Source organism: Micromonospora sp. NPDC051196, from assembly GCF_040682415.1.
Lineage (GTDB): Bacteria > Actinomycetota > Actinomycetes > Mycobacteriales > Micromonosporaceae > Micromonospora.
In genome coordinates this window covers 13,559-27,931 of sequence record NZ_JBFBAY010000022.1, presented here as the reverse complement: position 1 = coordinate 27,931, position 14,373 = coordinate 13,559, and the positions used below count along the sequence as shown (strand labels likewise).

17 protein-coding genes are annotated in these 14,373 nt (G+C 66.9%); 4 read left to right on the top strand and 13 right to left on the bottom strand.

Annotated features, from left to right (window positions below):
• Positions 1-61: 61 nt before the first annotated feature.
• The 13 genes from AB0M35_RS26805 to AB0M35_RS26745 all read right to left on the bottom strand — a co-directional run bounded on the left by AB0M35_RS26805 (position 62) and on the right by AB0M35_RS26745 (position 9,565).
• The gene (locus AB0M35_RS26805; protein WP_363748748.1) at positions 62-1,267 is read right to left on the bottom strand and encodes a site-specific integrase; all 1,206 of its coding nucleotides are present in this window, start codon (positions 1,265-1,267) and stop codon (positions 62-64) included.
• Positions 1,267-1,449, bottom strand: coding sequence for a helix-turn-helix domain-containing protein (locus tag AB0M35_RS26800; RefSeq protein ID WP_043720382.1), 183 nt, complete (start codon positions 1,447-1,449; stop codon positions 1,267-1,269). The genes AB0M35_RS26805 and AB0M35_RS26800 overlap by 1 nt, the downstream gene beginning before the upstream one ends.
• 291 nt (positions 1,450-1,740) lie before the next feature.
• Positions 1,741-3,042 (bottom strand): DUF3631 domain-containing protein, encoded by a 1,302-nt coding sequence (locus AB0M35_RS26795; RefSeq protein WP_363748747.1) that lies wholly within the window; start codon positions 3,040-3,042, stop codon positions 1,741-1,743.
• Positions 3,039-3,944 carry a bifunctional DNA primase/polymerase gene (locus AB0M35_RS26790; RefSeq protein ID WP_363748745.1) on the bottom strand — a complete coding sequence of 302 codons (906 nt, stop codon included), beginning with the start codon at positions 3,942-3,944 and terminating at the stop codon, positions 3,039-3,041. Before AB0M35_RS26790 ends, AB0M35_RS26795 begins: the two co-directional genes overlap by 4 nt.
• Before the next feature lie 89 nt (positions 3,945-4,033).
• Positions 4,034-4,252, bottom strand: coding sequence for a hypothetical protein (locus AB0M35_RS26785; protein WP_363748744.1), 219 nt, complete (start codon positions 4,250-4,252; stop codon positions 4,034-4,036).
• A gap of 4 nt (positions 4,253-4,256) precedes the next feature.
• Entirely contained in the window at positions 4,257-4,544 is a 288-nt protein-coding gene (locus tag AB0M35_RS26780) for a hypothetical protein (RefSeq protein WP_363748743.1), read from the bottom strand.
• A 386-nt stretch (positions 4,545-4,930) separates the two neighbouring features.
• On the bottom strand, positions 4,931-7,126 hold the full coding sequence (locus AB0M35_RS26775; protein WP_363748742.1) for a cell division protein FtsK: 2,196 nt from the start codon (positions 7,124-7,126) through the stop codon (positions 4,931-4,933).
• On the bottom strand, positions 7,113-7,304 hold the full coding sequence (locus AB0M35_RS26770) for a hypothetical protein (protein ID WP_363748740.1): 192 nt from the start codon (positions 7,302-7,304) through the stop codon (positions 7,113-7,115). Before AB0M35_RS26770 ends, AB0M35_RS26775 begins: the two co-directional genes overlap by 14 nt.
• Positions 7,301-7,630 (bottom strand): hypothetical protein, encoded by a 330-nt coding sequence (locus AB0M35_RS26765; protein ID WP_363748738.1) that lies wholly within the window; start codon positions 7,628-7,630, stop codon positions 7,301-7,303. The genes AB0M35_RS26770 and AB0M35_RS26765 overlap by 4 nt, the downstream gene beginning before the upstream one ends.
• A gap of 90 nt (positions 7,631-7,720) precedes the next feature.
• Positions 7,721-8,605: an ABC transporter permease gene (locus tag AB0M35_RS26760; RefSeq protein ID WP_363748737.1), complete on the bottom strand. Its 885-nt coding sequence runs from the start codon at positions 8,603-8,605 to the stop codon at positions 7,721-7,723.
• Positions 8,605-8,913: a hypothetical protein gene (locus AB0M35_RS26755; RefSeq protein WP_363748771.1), complete on the bottom strand. Its 309-nt coding sequence runs from the start codon at positions 8,911-8,913 to the stop codon at positions 8,605-8,607. The genes AB0M35_RS26760 and AB0M35_RS26755 overlap by 1 nt, the downstream gene beginning before the upstream one ends.
• 29 nt (positions 8,914-8,942) lie before the next feature.
• Positions 8,943-9,317 carry an RRQRL motif-containing zinc-binding protein gene (locus AB0M35_RS26750; protein WP_363748735.1) on the bottom strand — a complete coding sequence of 125 codons (375 nt, stop codon included), beginning with the start codon at positions 9,315-9,317 and terminating at the stop codon, positions 8,943-8,945.
• Positions 9,317-9,565: a DUF6284 family protein gene (locus AB0M35_RS26745; RefSeq protein ID WP_363748733.1), complete on the bottom strand. Its 249-nt coding sequence runs from the start codon at positions 9,563-9,565 to the stop codon at positions 9,317-9,319. The genes AB0M35_RS26750 and AB0M35_RS26745 overlap by 1 nt, the downstream gene beginning before the upstream one ends.
• A gap of 738 nt (positions 9,566-10,303) precedes the next feature.
• Here AB0M35_RS26745 and AB0M35_RS26740 point away from each other — a divergent pair.
• The 4 genes from AB0M35_RS26740 to AB0M35_RS26725 all read left to right on the top strand — a co-directional run bounded on the left by AB0M35_RS26740 (position 10,304) and on the right by AB0M35_RS26725 (position 14,115).
• Complete coding sequence (locus tag AB0M35_RS26740) at positions 10,304-11,470, top strand: hypothetical protein (protein WP_363748731.1); 1,167 nt, start codon at positions 10,304-10,306, stop codon at positions 11,468-11,470.
• 4 nt (positions 11,471-11,474) lie between these two features.
• Entirely contained in the window at positions 11,475-12,053 is a 579-nt protein-coding gene (locus AB0M35_RS26735) for a cysteine hydrolase (protein WP_363748730.1), read from the top strand.
• A gap of 311 nt (positions 12,054-12,364) precedes the next feature.
• Positions 12,365-13,477, top strand: coding sequence for a DUF262 domain-containing protein (locus AB0M35_RS26730; protein WP_363748729.1), 1,113 nt, complete (start codon positions 12,365-12,367; stop codon positions 13,475-13,477).
• Positions 13,474-14,115 (top strand): MAE_28990/MAE_18760 family HEPN-like nuclease, encoded by a 642-nt coding sequence (locus AB0M35_RS26725; RefSeq protein ID WP_363748728.1) that lies wholly within the window; start codon positions 13,474-13,476, stop codon positions 14,113-14,115. The genes AB0M35_RS26730 and AB0M35_RS26725 overlap by 4 nt, the downstream gene beginning before the upstream one ends.
• Positions 14,116-14,373 lie beyond the last annotated feature (258 nt).

The window sequence follows — 14,373 nt, the reverse complement described above, 5'->3', positions numbered from 1 at the left end:
CGGGATATTCTCCCTGGTCAACGGCCTCTAATTCGTAGTGAGGTAGTAGGGGTTTCCTGATCTAGACGGCGCGTAGCTGGGGACCACCTGGGGACCGGCGGGCCTTCAAGTGGGCGCTGAGGGCCGTTCCGGCGTCGGTGATCGACTGCCGGTCGGGGTGTAGGTAGCGCTGGGTCGTGGTCAGTGATCCGTGTCCGGCGATCTTCCGTAGGACGTGTACCGGTACGCCTGCGTCGGCCATCCAGGTGAGGCCGGTGTGCCGTAGGTCGTGTCGGCGTAGGTGTTCGTATCCGAGCTTGGTTACCACCTCATCCCAATGCGTCGCGTCACGGAGCACGGCGGTGCTGATCCGGCCACCGCGCGGGCCGGTGAACAGCCGGGATTCCGGCTTGGTCGCGGCGTCCAGGCGGTGAGCCACGATCGGCCGTACCTCTTCGATCAGCGGCACGGTCCGGGCTCGTTTTCCCTTGGTGCCCTTGTCGATCAGGCCACCGGGGCTGGGCGTGGTTTGGCGGCGCACCGTCCACATCCACGTTTCCCGGTCGATGTCCTCGGCCCGCACGCCGGAAACCTCACCGATCCGGGCGGCGGTACAGGCGGCGAATATCACCACGTCGGCCCACCCGGTGAAGTGATTCGCGGACCGGTCGACCAGGGCAGCGGCAAGAGTGGTCAGCGTTTTCCAATCGGGCAGGGCGAGGGAGCGAGGATCGTCCAACTCGTCGGTGGCCCGCTGGTATTCGCGCTGCCACCCGGTGACCTGGGCGGGATTCCGTTGGATGATGCCGTCACGTACGGCCTGTTCCATCACGCGGACCAGGACGGCGAGGCTGTTCTTCACCGTGGATCGGCTGTATTCGTCGGCGATCCAGGAATGCACCGCCCGGTCTACCGCGCCGTTGGTGATCATCCGAACGGGAATGTGACCGAGCGTCGGCACCACCCGCTTGCGCCACCCGGCTAGGTACGGATCAAGCGTCTTGCGTTCCAAGCCGCGTAGAGCCAGCGTCATCACGCTCTCGCCGTACTCGGCGAGGCGCTTGGTCGCGGCGACCGGGTCGACGCCACCTTGTGCGGCGCTGGCCATGCCGTCGATCCAGGCTTGCGCCTCTTCCGGTGTGGCGACCGTCGTTGACTTGGACAGCCGGCGCTTGCTGGTCGGGTCGGTCCACCGCACCCGTGCCCGGTACGGCCGGTCGCGGCCGGGCCGGTGCTCAACATCGGCGGCCAGGCGTACGCCGATCGGTGATTGCTGTGGCGTAGCCATCAGGCCGCCTGCGGGTAGACACGACGGGCCGACAGCCAACGCTCAACATCGGCCGTCGCGTACTTCACCACCCGGTCAGAGATCTGAATGAACGGCGGACCCTGCAGCGGTTGGAGAGTGCGCCACCGCCGGATGGTCGACGGGTCGACATCGAGCAGCTCGGCAAGTTCCTCGGTGGACATGAACACCTTCGGCGAGAGGTGGATGACGTTGTCTCCTTCCTGGCGGTCGGTCGTGTCTGCGGGCTGATTCTGCGGCACGAGTCGCACGGTGAGCGCCTTTCCGGGGTGGTTGGACTCTGTGGGGGATAGCGGGGAGGTATCGCCGCAGAACGGCGTAGAACGGCCCGCTGAGAGCGCCGTAGGCGCGCGATTTCGGGCGGCCCGGTGTAGGGCATAGGGCGGTCGCGCCTGTGTGGCTCTCAGCGGGCCGTTTCCGGGATCGGTGGCCGGTGGCCGTGCCCGGCGGGCCGGTCAGGGTCGGCGGTGGGTGCCGTGTCGCCGGGGGGTATCCGTACCATCCGTACCAAGCTCGTTTTGCCTGGTCAGGTGCGGTACGGATTGGTGTGCTGGTACGGATTGATGCGTACCAGGGGTACGGCTGGGTGGGGTTGGTGGTACGGATCGATCCGTACCAGGTGGGTAATCCGTACCGGGGATGGCCTGCGGAAACGAGGGTGGGACGGATGGTACGGATGGGGCGGGGCAGTACCGGTTCCACGCGTCGGTGAACGCTTCTCGGGTGTAGCCCTTCGCCTGTCCGACCGGGAAGCGGATGGTGGTCGAGGTGATGCCGAACTCGCGGAGCAGGTCGCCGAGTCGCTTCCCGGTGAGGCCGGTCGGCCCGAACCCTGCCCACGGTGCTTCGTCGTCGCCGTTGAGCGCGGCGAGCAGGTCGTGAGTGGATGCGGCGGGCGGGTCGCCGAGCACGGTGAACGCGGTTCGCACGTCGGCGAGCAGCCGCACGCGGGTGGAGACGTTGCCGGCTTCGTCGGCCTCGGCGGTGAGGGTGGTGACGGCGTGCCGGGCGCGGGTGGGCCAGGTGCCACCGGCCAGGTCGGCGACGGCTACGAGGGGTTCCCAGGTGTCGGCGGCCCGGTCTTCGACCGGCATGGGCGGTTCCGCGGCTTCGAGGGTGGCGAGGTTCGCGCCGAGCCACCCGGTGAGGCGTTGCGCGATCGCTTTCAGCGCGGGTCCGTCACGGCGGTGCCGGTAGGGAGCAACGGTTTCGCCGGGGGCGCGGCGGCGCATCCGGACGACGACGGCCCGGTCTTCGATGGTGTCGGGCATCGCGCCGATACCGGCCAGTGCCGCCATGGCAAAGGTGGGGATCTTCTCCAATCGCTGTGTGCCGGCGTCCCACCGGATCGCGGGCCGGTTGCGTTGGTGGCCGGCGTTGAGCAGACCTCGTAGGTCTTCGTTGGCGTCGGCGTTCTTCCCACCGAAGATGGTGTCCGCTTCGTCGACGAGCAGGGTCGGCGGGTTGTCGGTGCCGATGGCCCGGTAGACGGCGGCCGGGGAGGCGTTGACGGTGATCAGCGGGTTGTGGCAGCACCCTTCCACCACGTCCAACAGGCGCGACTTGCCGCAGCGTTTCTCCGGCGCGCGGATCACGAGGCGGGGCGCGTGTGCCCATGCGGGTTGGGCGTGGGTTGCGGCGATCCACAGCGCCACGGCGTCGACTGCCTCGGCGGACGGCAGGATCACGTACCGGGTCAGAGCGGCGTGCAGAGCGTCCAGGATGGCCGCGCCGTCGATTTGTTCGCTGGTGGTCATGCGGCGACTCCTTCGGCTCGGAAGCCGCCACGGATGGCGGCCCGGATATCGCGGTCGGTTTGCTCTGCGCGGCGGCCGGCGTCGGTGAGAGCGGCGATCGCGTCGGCGTGGTCGATGGCTCCGGCGGTGACCATCCGGGCCACGCCTCGGGCGACGCCGTAGAGGGTGGTGCGGCGCACGCCTTCGGGGGCGGCGGTGATGCGGTCGAGTAGCACGGCTAGGAGTCGGTCGGGATGGGAGATGCCCCCCGCCTCACGTACGCGCGTCGGGCCGGTCACGGCCGCCACGGGTGGTGCCGGCGGCGGTAGGCAGGCCGTCAGCAGGGCGGGGGGCATCTCCCCTACCTCCCTGCCCCGGTCGGTTGCCCATCGGTATGGGCGTCCGGTGCGCGGGTGCACCGATGGCGGCAGCACGACGTAGCCGCCATCGGCTTTCACGTCGACACCGGGGCCGAGTCCTTGGCCGGGCTTGCCCTGGCTGCATGGGACCCGGTGGCCGGGGTGCCGGTAGTACAGGTGCCACCCACCCGACCCCGTGACCACGTATGCGGTCGGCGGCAGTAATCCACGGCCGATGAGGTCAGCCATGGTGGTACGGCCACCGTGGGCGGGGTCGATGTCGACCACGACGGTTCCCGACGCGGCACCCGTGCGCAGCGCTAGCTGTCCGTTGGGGACGGCGGCCACGATCGCGGCCACCCGCTCCGGGTCGGTGCTGGCGGCGTAGAAGCCGTGACAGGTCAGGCACGGGCACCGTTCCTGATCGTGGGTCGGGTCTTCATCGGCTTTCGGGCAGGCCGGGCAGTTGGCCACGGGCCGTTTCGTGCGGCCGAGCATGAACACCGGCCACCCACGACCGGCGTAGGCCAGCGCGGCGGCGACCAGCCGGGCAGGGTCGGACATCGGGGAACTCCTTTCCGGTGCGGCGGTCCAAGCCCAGGGCGGGCGGGTGCTGGCCACCGGGGGTGAGGGCGCGAAGCGCGCCGATCAGGTCATGCCGCCAGCGGCAGCGAACCGGGACGCGGCGGCCGGGACGTGCGGCGCTGGTGGCGTTCCTGTGCACAGGCGGCACAGTCGCGCCGTTGCAGGTAGACCGGCCGTCCGCTACGCGTGTTCGTGCCGTCCACCCGCCGTCGGCAGACGTGCGGGTACGGCTCGTCGTCGGTGACCGGTCGGCCGAGCGCCGCGCTCGCGGCAAGCCACCGCGCCACCGGTTCACCACCTCGGCCGAGGCCGAGCGGCGATCGCGGCGCGGGTCACGGCCTGGCGCAGGTCGCCGAGCAGCCCGACCAACTGACGCCGGGCGGCCAGCTCGGCGGGAGCGAGTGCCACACGGACACGGATTTCGGCGTGGTCGCGGCCGGCAGCGGTGCGGACGCGGACCAGCACCGCACGCGCCCGCCCGGGGATGTCGACCACGATTTCCGGGGAGCGGTGTTCGTTGAGGTTGCAGCGGTGGTCCCGGCGGCACCAGTCGGTGTGACCGGTGCTGCGGCGGTTCATCGGTGTGCCTCGGCGCGTAGTCGGTGAACCACGTTGTAGACGCGCCGTCCGGTGCGCAACCTCATGCCTCGATCGCAGCGGCGGCAGGCGCGTGGCCGGCGCAGGAATCGGGTCGTGGTCTGGCCGGTGCCGGCGCACCGTTGGCAGGTTTTGAACGGGCTCACCCAGCACAGGACGGCGTAACCGAGCGTGATCAGTGTGGGGATGCTGGTGAGGGTGATAGCGGCTTTGGTCAGAGGGTCCACGGCAGCCTCCAGGGCCGATTTCGGGGCGTGAACGACTGTGAGCTGCTATCCGCTAGTGGGCAGCTCATGATTCGGTTTGGGTGCTAGCGGGGGTGCTAGCGCTAGCAGCACGGGCCGCTAGCGCTAGCACCCTGGCGGCGGTTAGCCGGCGGACCGTTTGCGGTCACGCTCCGCAATCGCCGCGAGTAGGTCGGTGTGCTTGATGCCGCGCCGGGTGACCGACTTGCCGTCGATGCGGCGGCCCACGTCGCCGACCTTCACGGCCGGGTGGGGTTTGAGTGCGGTGGTGAGTTGCGCGGCTTCCCATCCGCCGTAGACGTCGGGTCGCAGTTCGGCGAGCAGACCGCACAGAGTCTCGTTCCATGCCGACTTCTCGTCGCCCGGCCACACTCGGGCGAGGTCGCCGAGCACGTCGGCCACCGGGGCAACCTGCCGGGTCTGCTCGTCCGGCTTCGGCAGCGTCCCGGCGCTCTGGCGCAGCGCTACCGCGCGGGTGACGATGCGGGCGGCGGCGGTGGTGTCGACGTAGAACGAGCGGACCGCCGACGCCTTGGGGCCGAAGCCGCGCAGGATGCCCCACCCGGCTTCGATGACCGGCTGAAACACGGTGGCCCGGTACCCGTTCTTGTACGCCGACGTCCCGAGGATCATGTCGTTCGCGGTCTGGTCAGCCACGGACAGGCAGAAGCGGGAGTTGACGTTGCGGGTGATGCCGGTCGGCAGGCTGTCCTTGTCGGGGATCTGCGTGCCCATCAGGATGATCACACCCAACGCCCGGCCCAGCTTGATGACCTTCTCCAGCAGTTCCCCGGCGTCCTTGCCGTACTTGCTGGTCATCAGCTCTTGCAGCTCATCGAACCACGCCACCAGAGGGTGAAGCCCCGAGTCCTTGAGCGAGGCCAGTTCCGGGGTGACCTTGTTCTCCGGTGCCTTCCCGAGCCGGGCGTAGTGCTCGATGCGCTTCGAGCGGCGGCGGCACTCCTCATACAGCCACTCGATGAACCCGAAGCACCGAGCGAGGGTGTCGTCATCGAAGCCGTTGCCGTACTCGGCCATCACCGGCTCCAACACCGCGAAGTCACCCACCCCCTTCAACTCGTAACCCCGGATCTCCGTCCGGGGGTCGAGGGCGGCGGCCAGGATCAGATCCCGCAACGCGAACGTCTTCCCCGAACCGGGCTGACCACCGAACAGGAAGTTACGGAACATCAGATCCACCGCCACGGTGTCGAGGCGGGGCGTGGTGGCGAACGGGAACGGCTTGAACACATCCACCTTCACCCCGGCGTTGAGCAGCGGCCACGCCGGTTGCTTCATCTGCGACGCCGGTTCGTAACCCACCCACAACGCGAGTCGACCCGTGTGACCGGGGGCAGGTTCCGGCCACACCTGATCCAGCGGCAACCGCATCGCCGACGCGAGCTTGCCGCGCCGGGCGACCACCTCGGCGGCTTCCACCCCGTACGGCAGGTCCACGATGGCCAGGTGACCGGGACCGTCCCGGTGGATGTCCACCGGGAAGCTGATGGCCTTCGGATCCTTCGCTACCGCCGAGTTGATCGCGGGCATCTGCAACGAGGTCAACGCCCGGCGCACCAGGTCGGCGGTCAGCTTGCGGTAGCGGGTGCCTTCGGTCACCCGGTCCGTGATCGGTCGATCGGCCGGACGGCCACGGGTGGCCAGCCACGGCACCACCACCGCACCGGCCACCGCCGACCACCATGACGGCCCGGCCGCGAGCACGATCACCCCGGTTCCGGTGCCCGCGGTTCCGGCCGCGAGCACCCACCACCGCCACACCGACTGGCGCTGACGGCGGGCGTCGAGCTTCAACCAGGTGTCCGCGTCGCCGCGCGAGGCGGCGGCTTGCCGTAGGTGCCAGTTCCCTTCCTCAGCGGCGGCCCACCGCAGGGCTTGGCCGATGCTGCGCACAGCGCCGATCGGAGCCCACGCCAGGGCTTTCACCGCGTACTTCGGCAACCTGACACCGTGATAGGCGACCACATAGCCGGCGTCCTTGCTCTGGTGCTTCACGGCGGCGCGTAGGGCACGGCCGGAACGCGCCCACTCGGCCAGGATCGGCCGACGCGCACGCTGCCGGGCCACCACCTCGGCCGGAATGTCGTCGGCCATGTCCACCGGCCCGCCGACCCGCTCCGGTCCCGCGTCAACCGTCTCCGCATCCTCGGCGTCGTCGGTGTCGTCGTCGGCCTGGTCGCCACCGGCGGCGCGGCGGGACCGGGCGGCGTCGAGGTCGACCACTTCGGCATCCGGGCCGGTGGTGAGGTCGGCTTCGGCGGCGTGCCGGTCGAAACGGTCGTCATCAGGGGCGGTCACGGCGGGCCTCCTTGCGGGTGGCGGGGGTGCGGGAGGTCGGGCGGTGCTCGTTGTCGTTCCAGGTCCGGCCGCTGCCCTTGGCGGTGCCGGTGAAGCCGCCGCGTGACGTGCGGAAGCCGTTGAACACGTCGGTACTCGGCGAGACGCGGGTGGCAGCGGACCGCTTCGGCGCGCTCACCGGCCCGCCCCTGCGGAGTCGATGACGGCGATGGGGGCGCACAGACGGCCGTAGGTGTCGATCTGCCACCCGGTGGTGCGGGTCAGACCACGGGAGGCCAGGGCGGCGGCGACGGCGGTGAACTCGCGTTCGTCGGGCCGGTCGTAGTCCTCCATACGGGTCGGGAGATCCACCCACTCGGTGCCCTGCGTGTAGTGGATAAGCAGGGTGTAGCCGCCGCACGCGGCAGCGGTGATCGTGACCCGCAACGGTGTACCGATCAACAACGGGCGGCGGGGCCGCAACCGGGCTACGGCGTTCCGCAGCGCTCGCAGGGGTGACAACATCAGGTTCTCTCCAAACGGTTGAGTGCCGGAACGGAGGGACCGGCGGCGCGGCACGGGTTTCCAGGCCAGAGGCCGCGCCGCCGGGCGGAACTAGTCGTGCGAACGCACCAGGTGCGCCAGGGCCGCGCCCATACCGAGCACCGCCACCGGCAGACACGCCACGGCAGTCGTGATCCACCACGGCGCTACCTGCACTCCGGCGGCGACCAGCAGGTGATAGGCGACCTGGCCGAGCGCGCCCACGAGCAGCGAAGCGATGGCCGACCACTTCGCGAACCGGCGTGCGCGGTCGGGTACGCGGCCGGACAGCCAGACGTAGAGGGCGTAAGCGCCGTAGGTTTCGACGCCGATCGGGAGGGTGATCGCGGTGTTGATGGCGAACCCGTCGGCGATACCGGGTAGCGGGTGCACCACCCCGAACCCGGTCAGTCCACCGAGTCCGACCCACCCGGACCAGATCGCGACGAACGCGGGAAGCGCCAGCAGGATCACCGGCCACACCACCGCCGACCGGACCGGCGCGGCCGGTGCGGGCGTGTCCGGGTGTCCGACCGTCGTGGGCTGCTCGTCCGTCTCGACGGCGGGCGGCTCGTCGGCGGCCACGGGCACCGGGTCGACGGGCGGACGTACCTGGGTGTCCGCCGGTTCCGGCCCCCAGATGTCGACGTTGGTGTAGACCGACTTCGACGGGCGCTGATCGGCAACGCCCGGTTCCGGGTCCGGGCCGATCGGCGCGGCGTAGTCCAACCGGAGCGCGGCCGGCGCATCGGCGTCGGTGCGGGTCTGCTCGGCGTGCTCGGCCCGCAACCGGGCCAACAGCTCGTCGGCCTTCGGTGCACCGATGCGGAACTCCCGCATCAACCGGTTCCGTGACGGAAACCGCTGCCCGTCCGGCAGGTCCAGGGCGCGGGCGGCGGGCAACAGCTTCTCGATGGGTTGGGGGTAGCGGGTGCCGTTGATCGTGGGGGCGGTCATCAGGCCACCGCCAGTGCGGTGAGCCGGTCGACCGTGGTCGGGTCGAGGTCGGGGCCGGTGGTGTACTCCTTGGCGTGGGCGTAGATCTCCCACCCATGCAGGCTCGGGTAGGCGTACATCACCTGCCACGGGCGGCCGTCGTCGCTGGTGCCGGTGTGCTCGGCGGTGAGCGTGTCCGGGCTGTTGAGTCCGGCGAGGTGAAGCCAGGACCGCAGTTCGGCGATGCGGTCGAAGGACACCGCCAGCGCTAGGCCGTCGGTGTGGGTGCGGATCTCGGTGGGGTCGGCCAACAGCAGGATTTCGGCCATCACGGCACGTCGGGTCTTACGGGGGCTGTTCACGCGGACTCTCCTTCGGGGTAGGCGCAGTCGACGCACTCGCCGAGCGAGCGCGGAATGCAGTACGGCCGGACCACGCCGCAGACACGGCAGGTGCGGCGGGCGGTCAACGCCGCGCGGATCGCGCGCAGTTGGGCGGGGGTGGCGGTGCGCTTCGGCCGGGCCAAATCCAGCCGGTACAGGTAGGCGGTGCGGGTACCACCGACGCCGCGCCACAGGATCTGTGCGGCGACCGGTGGGCCACCGGGACGTAGGCCGGCGGCGCGGAGTTGACGGCGGGTGGCGTAGCCAGCCGGTGCGCCACGCCACCAGTACGTAGGGATGCCGTACCGCGACCCGTCCGGGTCGTAGTAGGCGGCACGGATACGCGACATCAGGCCACGCGCCCCGGGCCGGTGATGCGGTCGGCCACCTCGACGGCGGCACGGGTCACGCGAGCCTCAGCCCGACGCAGCCGACGCCAATCGAGTGCGGTCGGGCCGCCGTGGTCCTCGGCGTAGATCAGCGTGATCTGCGCGTCCAACACGTCCAGCTCGGCGGCGATCAACGGCCACTCCGTGTCGATCGCGGCCAGGTCGGCGGCGGTCGGCTCAGCGGTGACGGCAACGAGGTGCTTCCTCACGGGGAACCTCCGGTACAGGTCGGAACAGCGGGGGAGTCCTCGGAACCGGGCCGGTCACGTCACCGAGTAGGCAGGCGCGCCACCGGCCCGGACACCGAGGTTGTGCAGCACGCGCTATCCGCTCCGCTCGCCCTGCTCGCCCGGGACCTACCGGGGTCGACCACCAGGTGGTTCAAGGCAGGGATGCCGCTCGGCGGCCTCACGCGTGCTCATTCCTGTCGCTGTGGAGTTCTCAATGAACGGCCTGATCCGGCGTCTCATGGGCGTGCGGCAACGGCGTGCCGTCGTTCCCCGAGCCATCCGGCCGGTACAACGTGGCGTTGTATTCGTGACGCTACAACTCCACGTTGTATTCATGCAAGCACCTGTACCGCGTAGGCTTGTACTGATGACTGACGCTGACCTGCCCGCCGACTGGTGGACGACGGACCACGTACGCACCTACCTCGCTTCGGTAGGTGCGCCGATCAGTCGCGCAACCTGGGCTTCCTACGTTTCACGCGGGCAGGCGCCCGCTCCTGACCGGATGTTCGGCAGGTCCCCGGCGTGGCAGCCCGACACCATCCGGAAGTGGCAGGCCGAGAGGCCCCGTAAAGGCACCACCGGCTAGGTCGGATCATCTGGTGCCTCCTGTCCTCGGCTCCCGTCTGCGGCGGCACCTTGCTCGCCTGCCAATGAGACTGCCCGCCGAGCAGCGATCCGAGCAGGTCCTACGCACGGACACGAAGGACACGGCCTATGTCCACTGAGGTCCCACGGCAGTACAAGCCAAACCTCGTGCTGGTCAACCGCCGCAAGGCCGCCGGTTGGGAGTCGCGCAAGCGCGCCGCGCGAGAGCTGCACCGCGTAGGCCAACAGCGCGGCATCCGCGAGACGCCCACGGTCGAGGCCATCGAGAAGGCGATGTACCGCCACGAGACCGGGCGCGTAGCGGTCACCGACCCGATCTACCGGCAGCTCTACTGCCTGGCGTACGACGCGAAGCCCCACGACCTGTTCGGCGAGCTGACCGGCAACGCCGAGGACCGCCCCCACTTCACGGCACGATCCCACAAGTTCGTGACGGCGTTCGTCGGTGCTGACGGCGCTGCCCAACTGCGGGAGGTCGCAGGCTGCGCGCCAGCCGTGGGGGAGTGGCACACCTGCTACTCGGCACCCATCGAGCACCCGGAAGGCGACTGCACCCTGTATGTCTGGCCGTGCGGGTCGGTGGTCTTCCACCTTGTCGAGCCTGTGCAGCTGTCCACGATCGCGGCGCTAGCCGCGTGGCGAGTCGCCTCCTATGGCGACAACATCAAATGGGCTACCGATTACCTCGCTCCCACCGCGCCCGTCGAAGATGAGTCTGCGGTGTACGTCCTCGGTGCTCATTGGGTTGTTGAGCCAGCATGGCCGGCAGAGCTATTAGGAACCGCGCTCCGCATCATGTCGACGCCGAAGGTGTTGTTGCACCGCGATCGTCCGATGGACGACGAACACCTAGCGCATGCCGAACTGGTCGAGCAATCGTTGCTGGCGGAATCATACGATCACACAGGCATCGAATCATTCGGCGTGCCGGGAATCTCCGTGGGCTACGCCTCGTGGTCCGGAGTCGTGTACCACCCGATCTCTGCCGAGCGCTCCCTAACGGAGCCCGAGATAATCTCGTGCGAGCTTGCGATTCAATCCATGTGGGCGTATTGCGACGCGATCGCCCGTCAGGTAGAGCAGGGGCGAGATCCACGGGTGCCGTCGGAATATGGATGGCGCTACCTTCGGGCAGCGCGCTCCCGACTCACGGTCTCCCGCCTACGGGAGACCGGACAACATCAGGCAATGCGCCGAGCAATCCTGCGGACATGTGACCTAATGCCAGCCCTAGACCAAGCCATCGAGACCCTCCGTGATATGGATCGAGGTTGAGCCAATGACATCGGGCCGCCCGGTACTTGTCGTGACCGACATGCAAAACGGCTTCGTGCGAGAGCAGTCAGCGCACATCGTACCCGTCGTTGTCGACCTGGTGCGCCGCTGGCAGGCAGCCGGTGGCGACACGCTTTTCACCCGGTACCTGAACTACCCTGGCAGCCCATTCGAGCGATTCTTCGACTGGAAACGGCTTCAGTCTTCCCCTGACATTGATTTCGTGCCCGAGTTGCGCCCGTACGTAGATCATGGCGTAACGCTTGACAAGAGAATCTATAGCCCATTCACACCCGAGGGTGTAGCGCTATTCAAACAGCGTGGATGGCAAGAGTTCTACTTTTGCGGCATCGCTACCGAAAGCTGCGTCTTGAAGGGTGCTGTGGACGCCTTCGAGCACGACTTTACGCCTTGGCTGATCGCGGATGCCTCGGCGAGCCACGCGGGCAGTGAGGCACACGAGGCGGGGCTACTGGTCGCGCGGCGGTTCATCGGCCCTGGTCAGGTAATCCAGCTCGCCGATATCCCAGCAACGCTTATCGACCTGCCACTACAGTCGCCCCTGTCGTTGGATGAGACCTGAACTCGTGCTTCCCCGAGTCTCCCGAGGGCGTCGGCTGCTGGAGCCTCGGATGCCGGACACTGTCCCTCCGGCCCTGCCTGCGGTCGTAGAGAGCCCGACCGCACAAAATCATCAGCTCGGCGTCTCGACGCATCGGCTCAGGATAGCTCCTGACTTGGCGTTTTGGCGCTGCCTTCTCGGCCCGCCGCGGCCGTCACAGGTCCGGCACGCCCCGGTGTCATGGAATCTCCGATGTCCGGGATCGCCCACCTCGGCAACGTGCCCTAGGCTAGCTGCGGCACCCAATTGCATCGGTAGAGGACGGGAGCAGGATGGCTAGCCTTCAGGAAGAAATTGAGGAGGGGCGGTCTACGGTTAAGGCTGACGCCCTTTCGATGTCAATCGGCGAACTCGTAAATCTATACAAGAGTCGCGAGTTGGTAATTCGTCCGGAGTATCAAAGGCTTTTCCGGTGGCCTCCTGAGAAAAAGTCTAGACTGATAGAAAGCATTCTTCTTGGCATTCCACTTCCATCTATATTTGTAATGCAGCGGCATGATGGAATCTGGGAGGTGATCGATGGGCTGCAGCGCATATCGACGATTCTAGAGTTTATGGGCGAGCTAATTGATGAAAATAGCGGTGAGGCGCTTCCCGCGAGTTCGCTGACAGCAACAAAGTATCTCCGCTCGCTAGAGGGCATGACCTTTGAGTCCATCGAGGGTCCTACGTTGACGCCTGGTCAGCGGATCGGCCTCAAGAGAAGCAAGATAGACGTAAAGATCTTGCTGCCGGAGAGTGACGACAAGGCGAAGTATGAACTCTTCGACAGGTTGAACTCCGGCGGAGAGACCGCCTCGGACCAGGAGGTCAGGAATGTCCAGCTCTTGATGGCTGATCGCTCTTTCTTTCAATGGCTTACCGAACTCAAAGAAAACGAGGATTTCAAGGAGTGCACGCTTGTTACTAGCCGTCAGGGCGAACACCAGTATGATCTGGAGCTGGTCTGCAGATTTCTTTCCCTGCAGGGCAGTTCTCCCGATGCCTTGAAGGGGATGCTGGATGTCGACACCTTCCTTACGGAGACCATGCTTGCTTTCGCAACCGACGGATCTTATGACCGTAGCGCTGTAGCAGATACTTTTTCTGAGACCTTCTCCCTCTTGAACGAGGCACTTGGTCCAGAATGTTTTCGGAAGTATGACCCAGCCAAGGGACGCTTCGTTGGAGGTCTTTCGGTGTCCGCGTTCGAAGCCGTCACCACTGGAGTCGCCTCTAATCTCGATTCCTGGCTTGCAAGCGAAGAGCGTGTGGTGAAGTTGCGTAATAAGGTAATGGATATATGGGGCCTAGCAGCGTTTAGGAGTCAGTCGCGAGGGGGCGTCAGGGGTACTACTAGAATAGCAGCAAATGTGCCTTTGGCGAGGGCTCACTTCCGCCCATGAAGATCCGCACACTCGCTGAATTGGATGGTGCGATCTCAGCGGACTTGGCGTGGCGTAAGAAGGAGCTTTCGGTATTCCGGAACCAAGTTCATGGAGCGGAGAGCATGGTTCAGCGGGCGCTGCTCCGTGGGGCTGTGGCACTGCTTTATGCTCACTGGGAGGGTTTCGTCAAGAACTCCGCTCACGCCTATCTGGCCTATCTTTCCCGGCAGAACCTAACGTGGGGAGAATTGCGGCCAGAGATTGCTGGACTCGCGATGCGAGCAAACCTGACTGAATTCGGCCAGACGTTCCGTTCGAGATTCCATGCTGAGGTGGTTCGCCAGATGAGGGAAGGGGCGTCCGAGTTGGCCCGCATTCCCAACACTCGCGACGCGGTTAGGACGATGGCAAATCTCAATTATGATCGTCTAGAAGACATTCTCGTGTCAATCGGATGCAATTGTGACGGTTATGAGAAATATCGTGACATGATCGATGAGCAGCTTCTCGCGTCGCGGAACCGAATTGCGCATGGAGAGCAAGACTTTATCGCGCTAACCGACTGGGTGGATCTCCGTGCGGAGATCCTAAGCGTCATGGACGATATATATAGGCAGATTTCGAACGCGGCAGCTCTAAAGGACTACCGAGTCTAGTGCTGCTGTTTGTGCATGGCGTGACGCAGCGCAAGTTTTCAGCGAACGGTTTTGACGGATGTGGCGGGAGTCTCAAGGCGTCGCGTAAGCCGCGCCGGTTGCCAAGTGTGCCAGCGTCCGGGGACCACGTGGGGACCACACGGTGTGCGCGATGGTGGGCGGCATGCAGCCGGATTCACGGCCCGTAGATGGGGATAGCGTGCGTGACGTGCGGGAACGCTTACCAAATCGTCCTGGGGGTCAAGGGGTCGTCGGTTC

What these genes read in the sequence shown, in the direction of transcription:
- AB0M35_RS26805 (WP_363748748.1), bottom strand. Translation starts at nt 1,267, where the DNA reads ATGGCTACGCCACAGCAATCACCGATCGGCGTACGCCTGGCCGCCGAT.
- AB0M35_RS26800 (WP_043720382.1), bottom strand. Translation starts at nt 1,449, where the DNA reads ATGTCCACCGAGGAACTTGCCGAGCTGCTCGATGTCGACCCGTCGACC.
- AB0M35_RS26795 (WP_363748747.1), bottom strand. Translation starts at nt 3,042, where the DNA reads ATGACCACCAGCGAACAAATCGACGGCGCGGCCATCCTGGACGCTCTG.
- AB0M35_RS26790 (WP_363748745.1), bottom strand. Translation starts at nt 3,944, where the DNA reads ATGTCCGACCCTGCCCGGCTGGTCGCCGCCGCGCTGGCCTACGCCGGT.
- AB0M35_RS26780 (WP_363748743.1), bottom strand. Translation starts at nt 4,544, where the DNA reads ATGAACCGCCGCAGCACCGGTCACACCGACTGGTGCCGCCGGGACCAC.
- AB0M35_RS26765 (WP_363748738.1), bottom strand. Translation starts at nt 7,630, where the DNA reads ATGTTGTCACCCCTGCGAGCGCTGCGGAACGCCGTAGCCCGGTTGCGG.
- AB0M35_RS26760 (WP_363748737.1), bottom strand. Translation starts at nt 8,605, where the DNA reads ATGACCGCCCCCACGATCAACGGCACCCGCTACCCCCAACCCATCGAG.
- AB0M35_RS26755 (WP_363748771.1), bottom strand. Translation starts at nt 8,913, where the DNA reads ATGGCCGAAATCCTGCTGTTGGCCGACCCCACCGAGATCCGCACCCAC.
- AB0M35_RS26750 (WP_363748735.1), bottom strand. Translation starts at nt 9,317, where the DNA reads ATGTCGCGTATCCGTGCCGCCTACTACGACCCGGACGGGTCGCGGTAC.
- AB0M35_RS26740 (WP_363748731.1), top strand. Translation starts at nt 10,304, where the DNA reads ATGTCCACTGAGGTCCCACGGCAGTACAAGCCAAACCTCGTGCTGGTC.
- AB0M35_RS26735 (WP_363748730.1), top strand. Translation starts at nt 11,475, where the DNA reads ATGACATCGGGCCGCCCGGTACTTGTCGTGACCGACATGCAAAACGGC.
- AB0M35_RS26730 (WP_363748729.1), top strand. Translation starts at nt 12,365, where the DNA reads ATGGCTAGCCTTCAGGAAGAAATTGAGGAGGGGCGGTCTACGGTTAAG.
- AB0M35_RS26725 (WP_363748728.1), top strand. Translation starts at nt 13,474, where the DNA reads ATGAAGATCCGCACACTCGCTGAATTGGATGGTGCGATCTCAGCGGAC.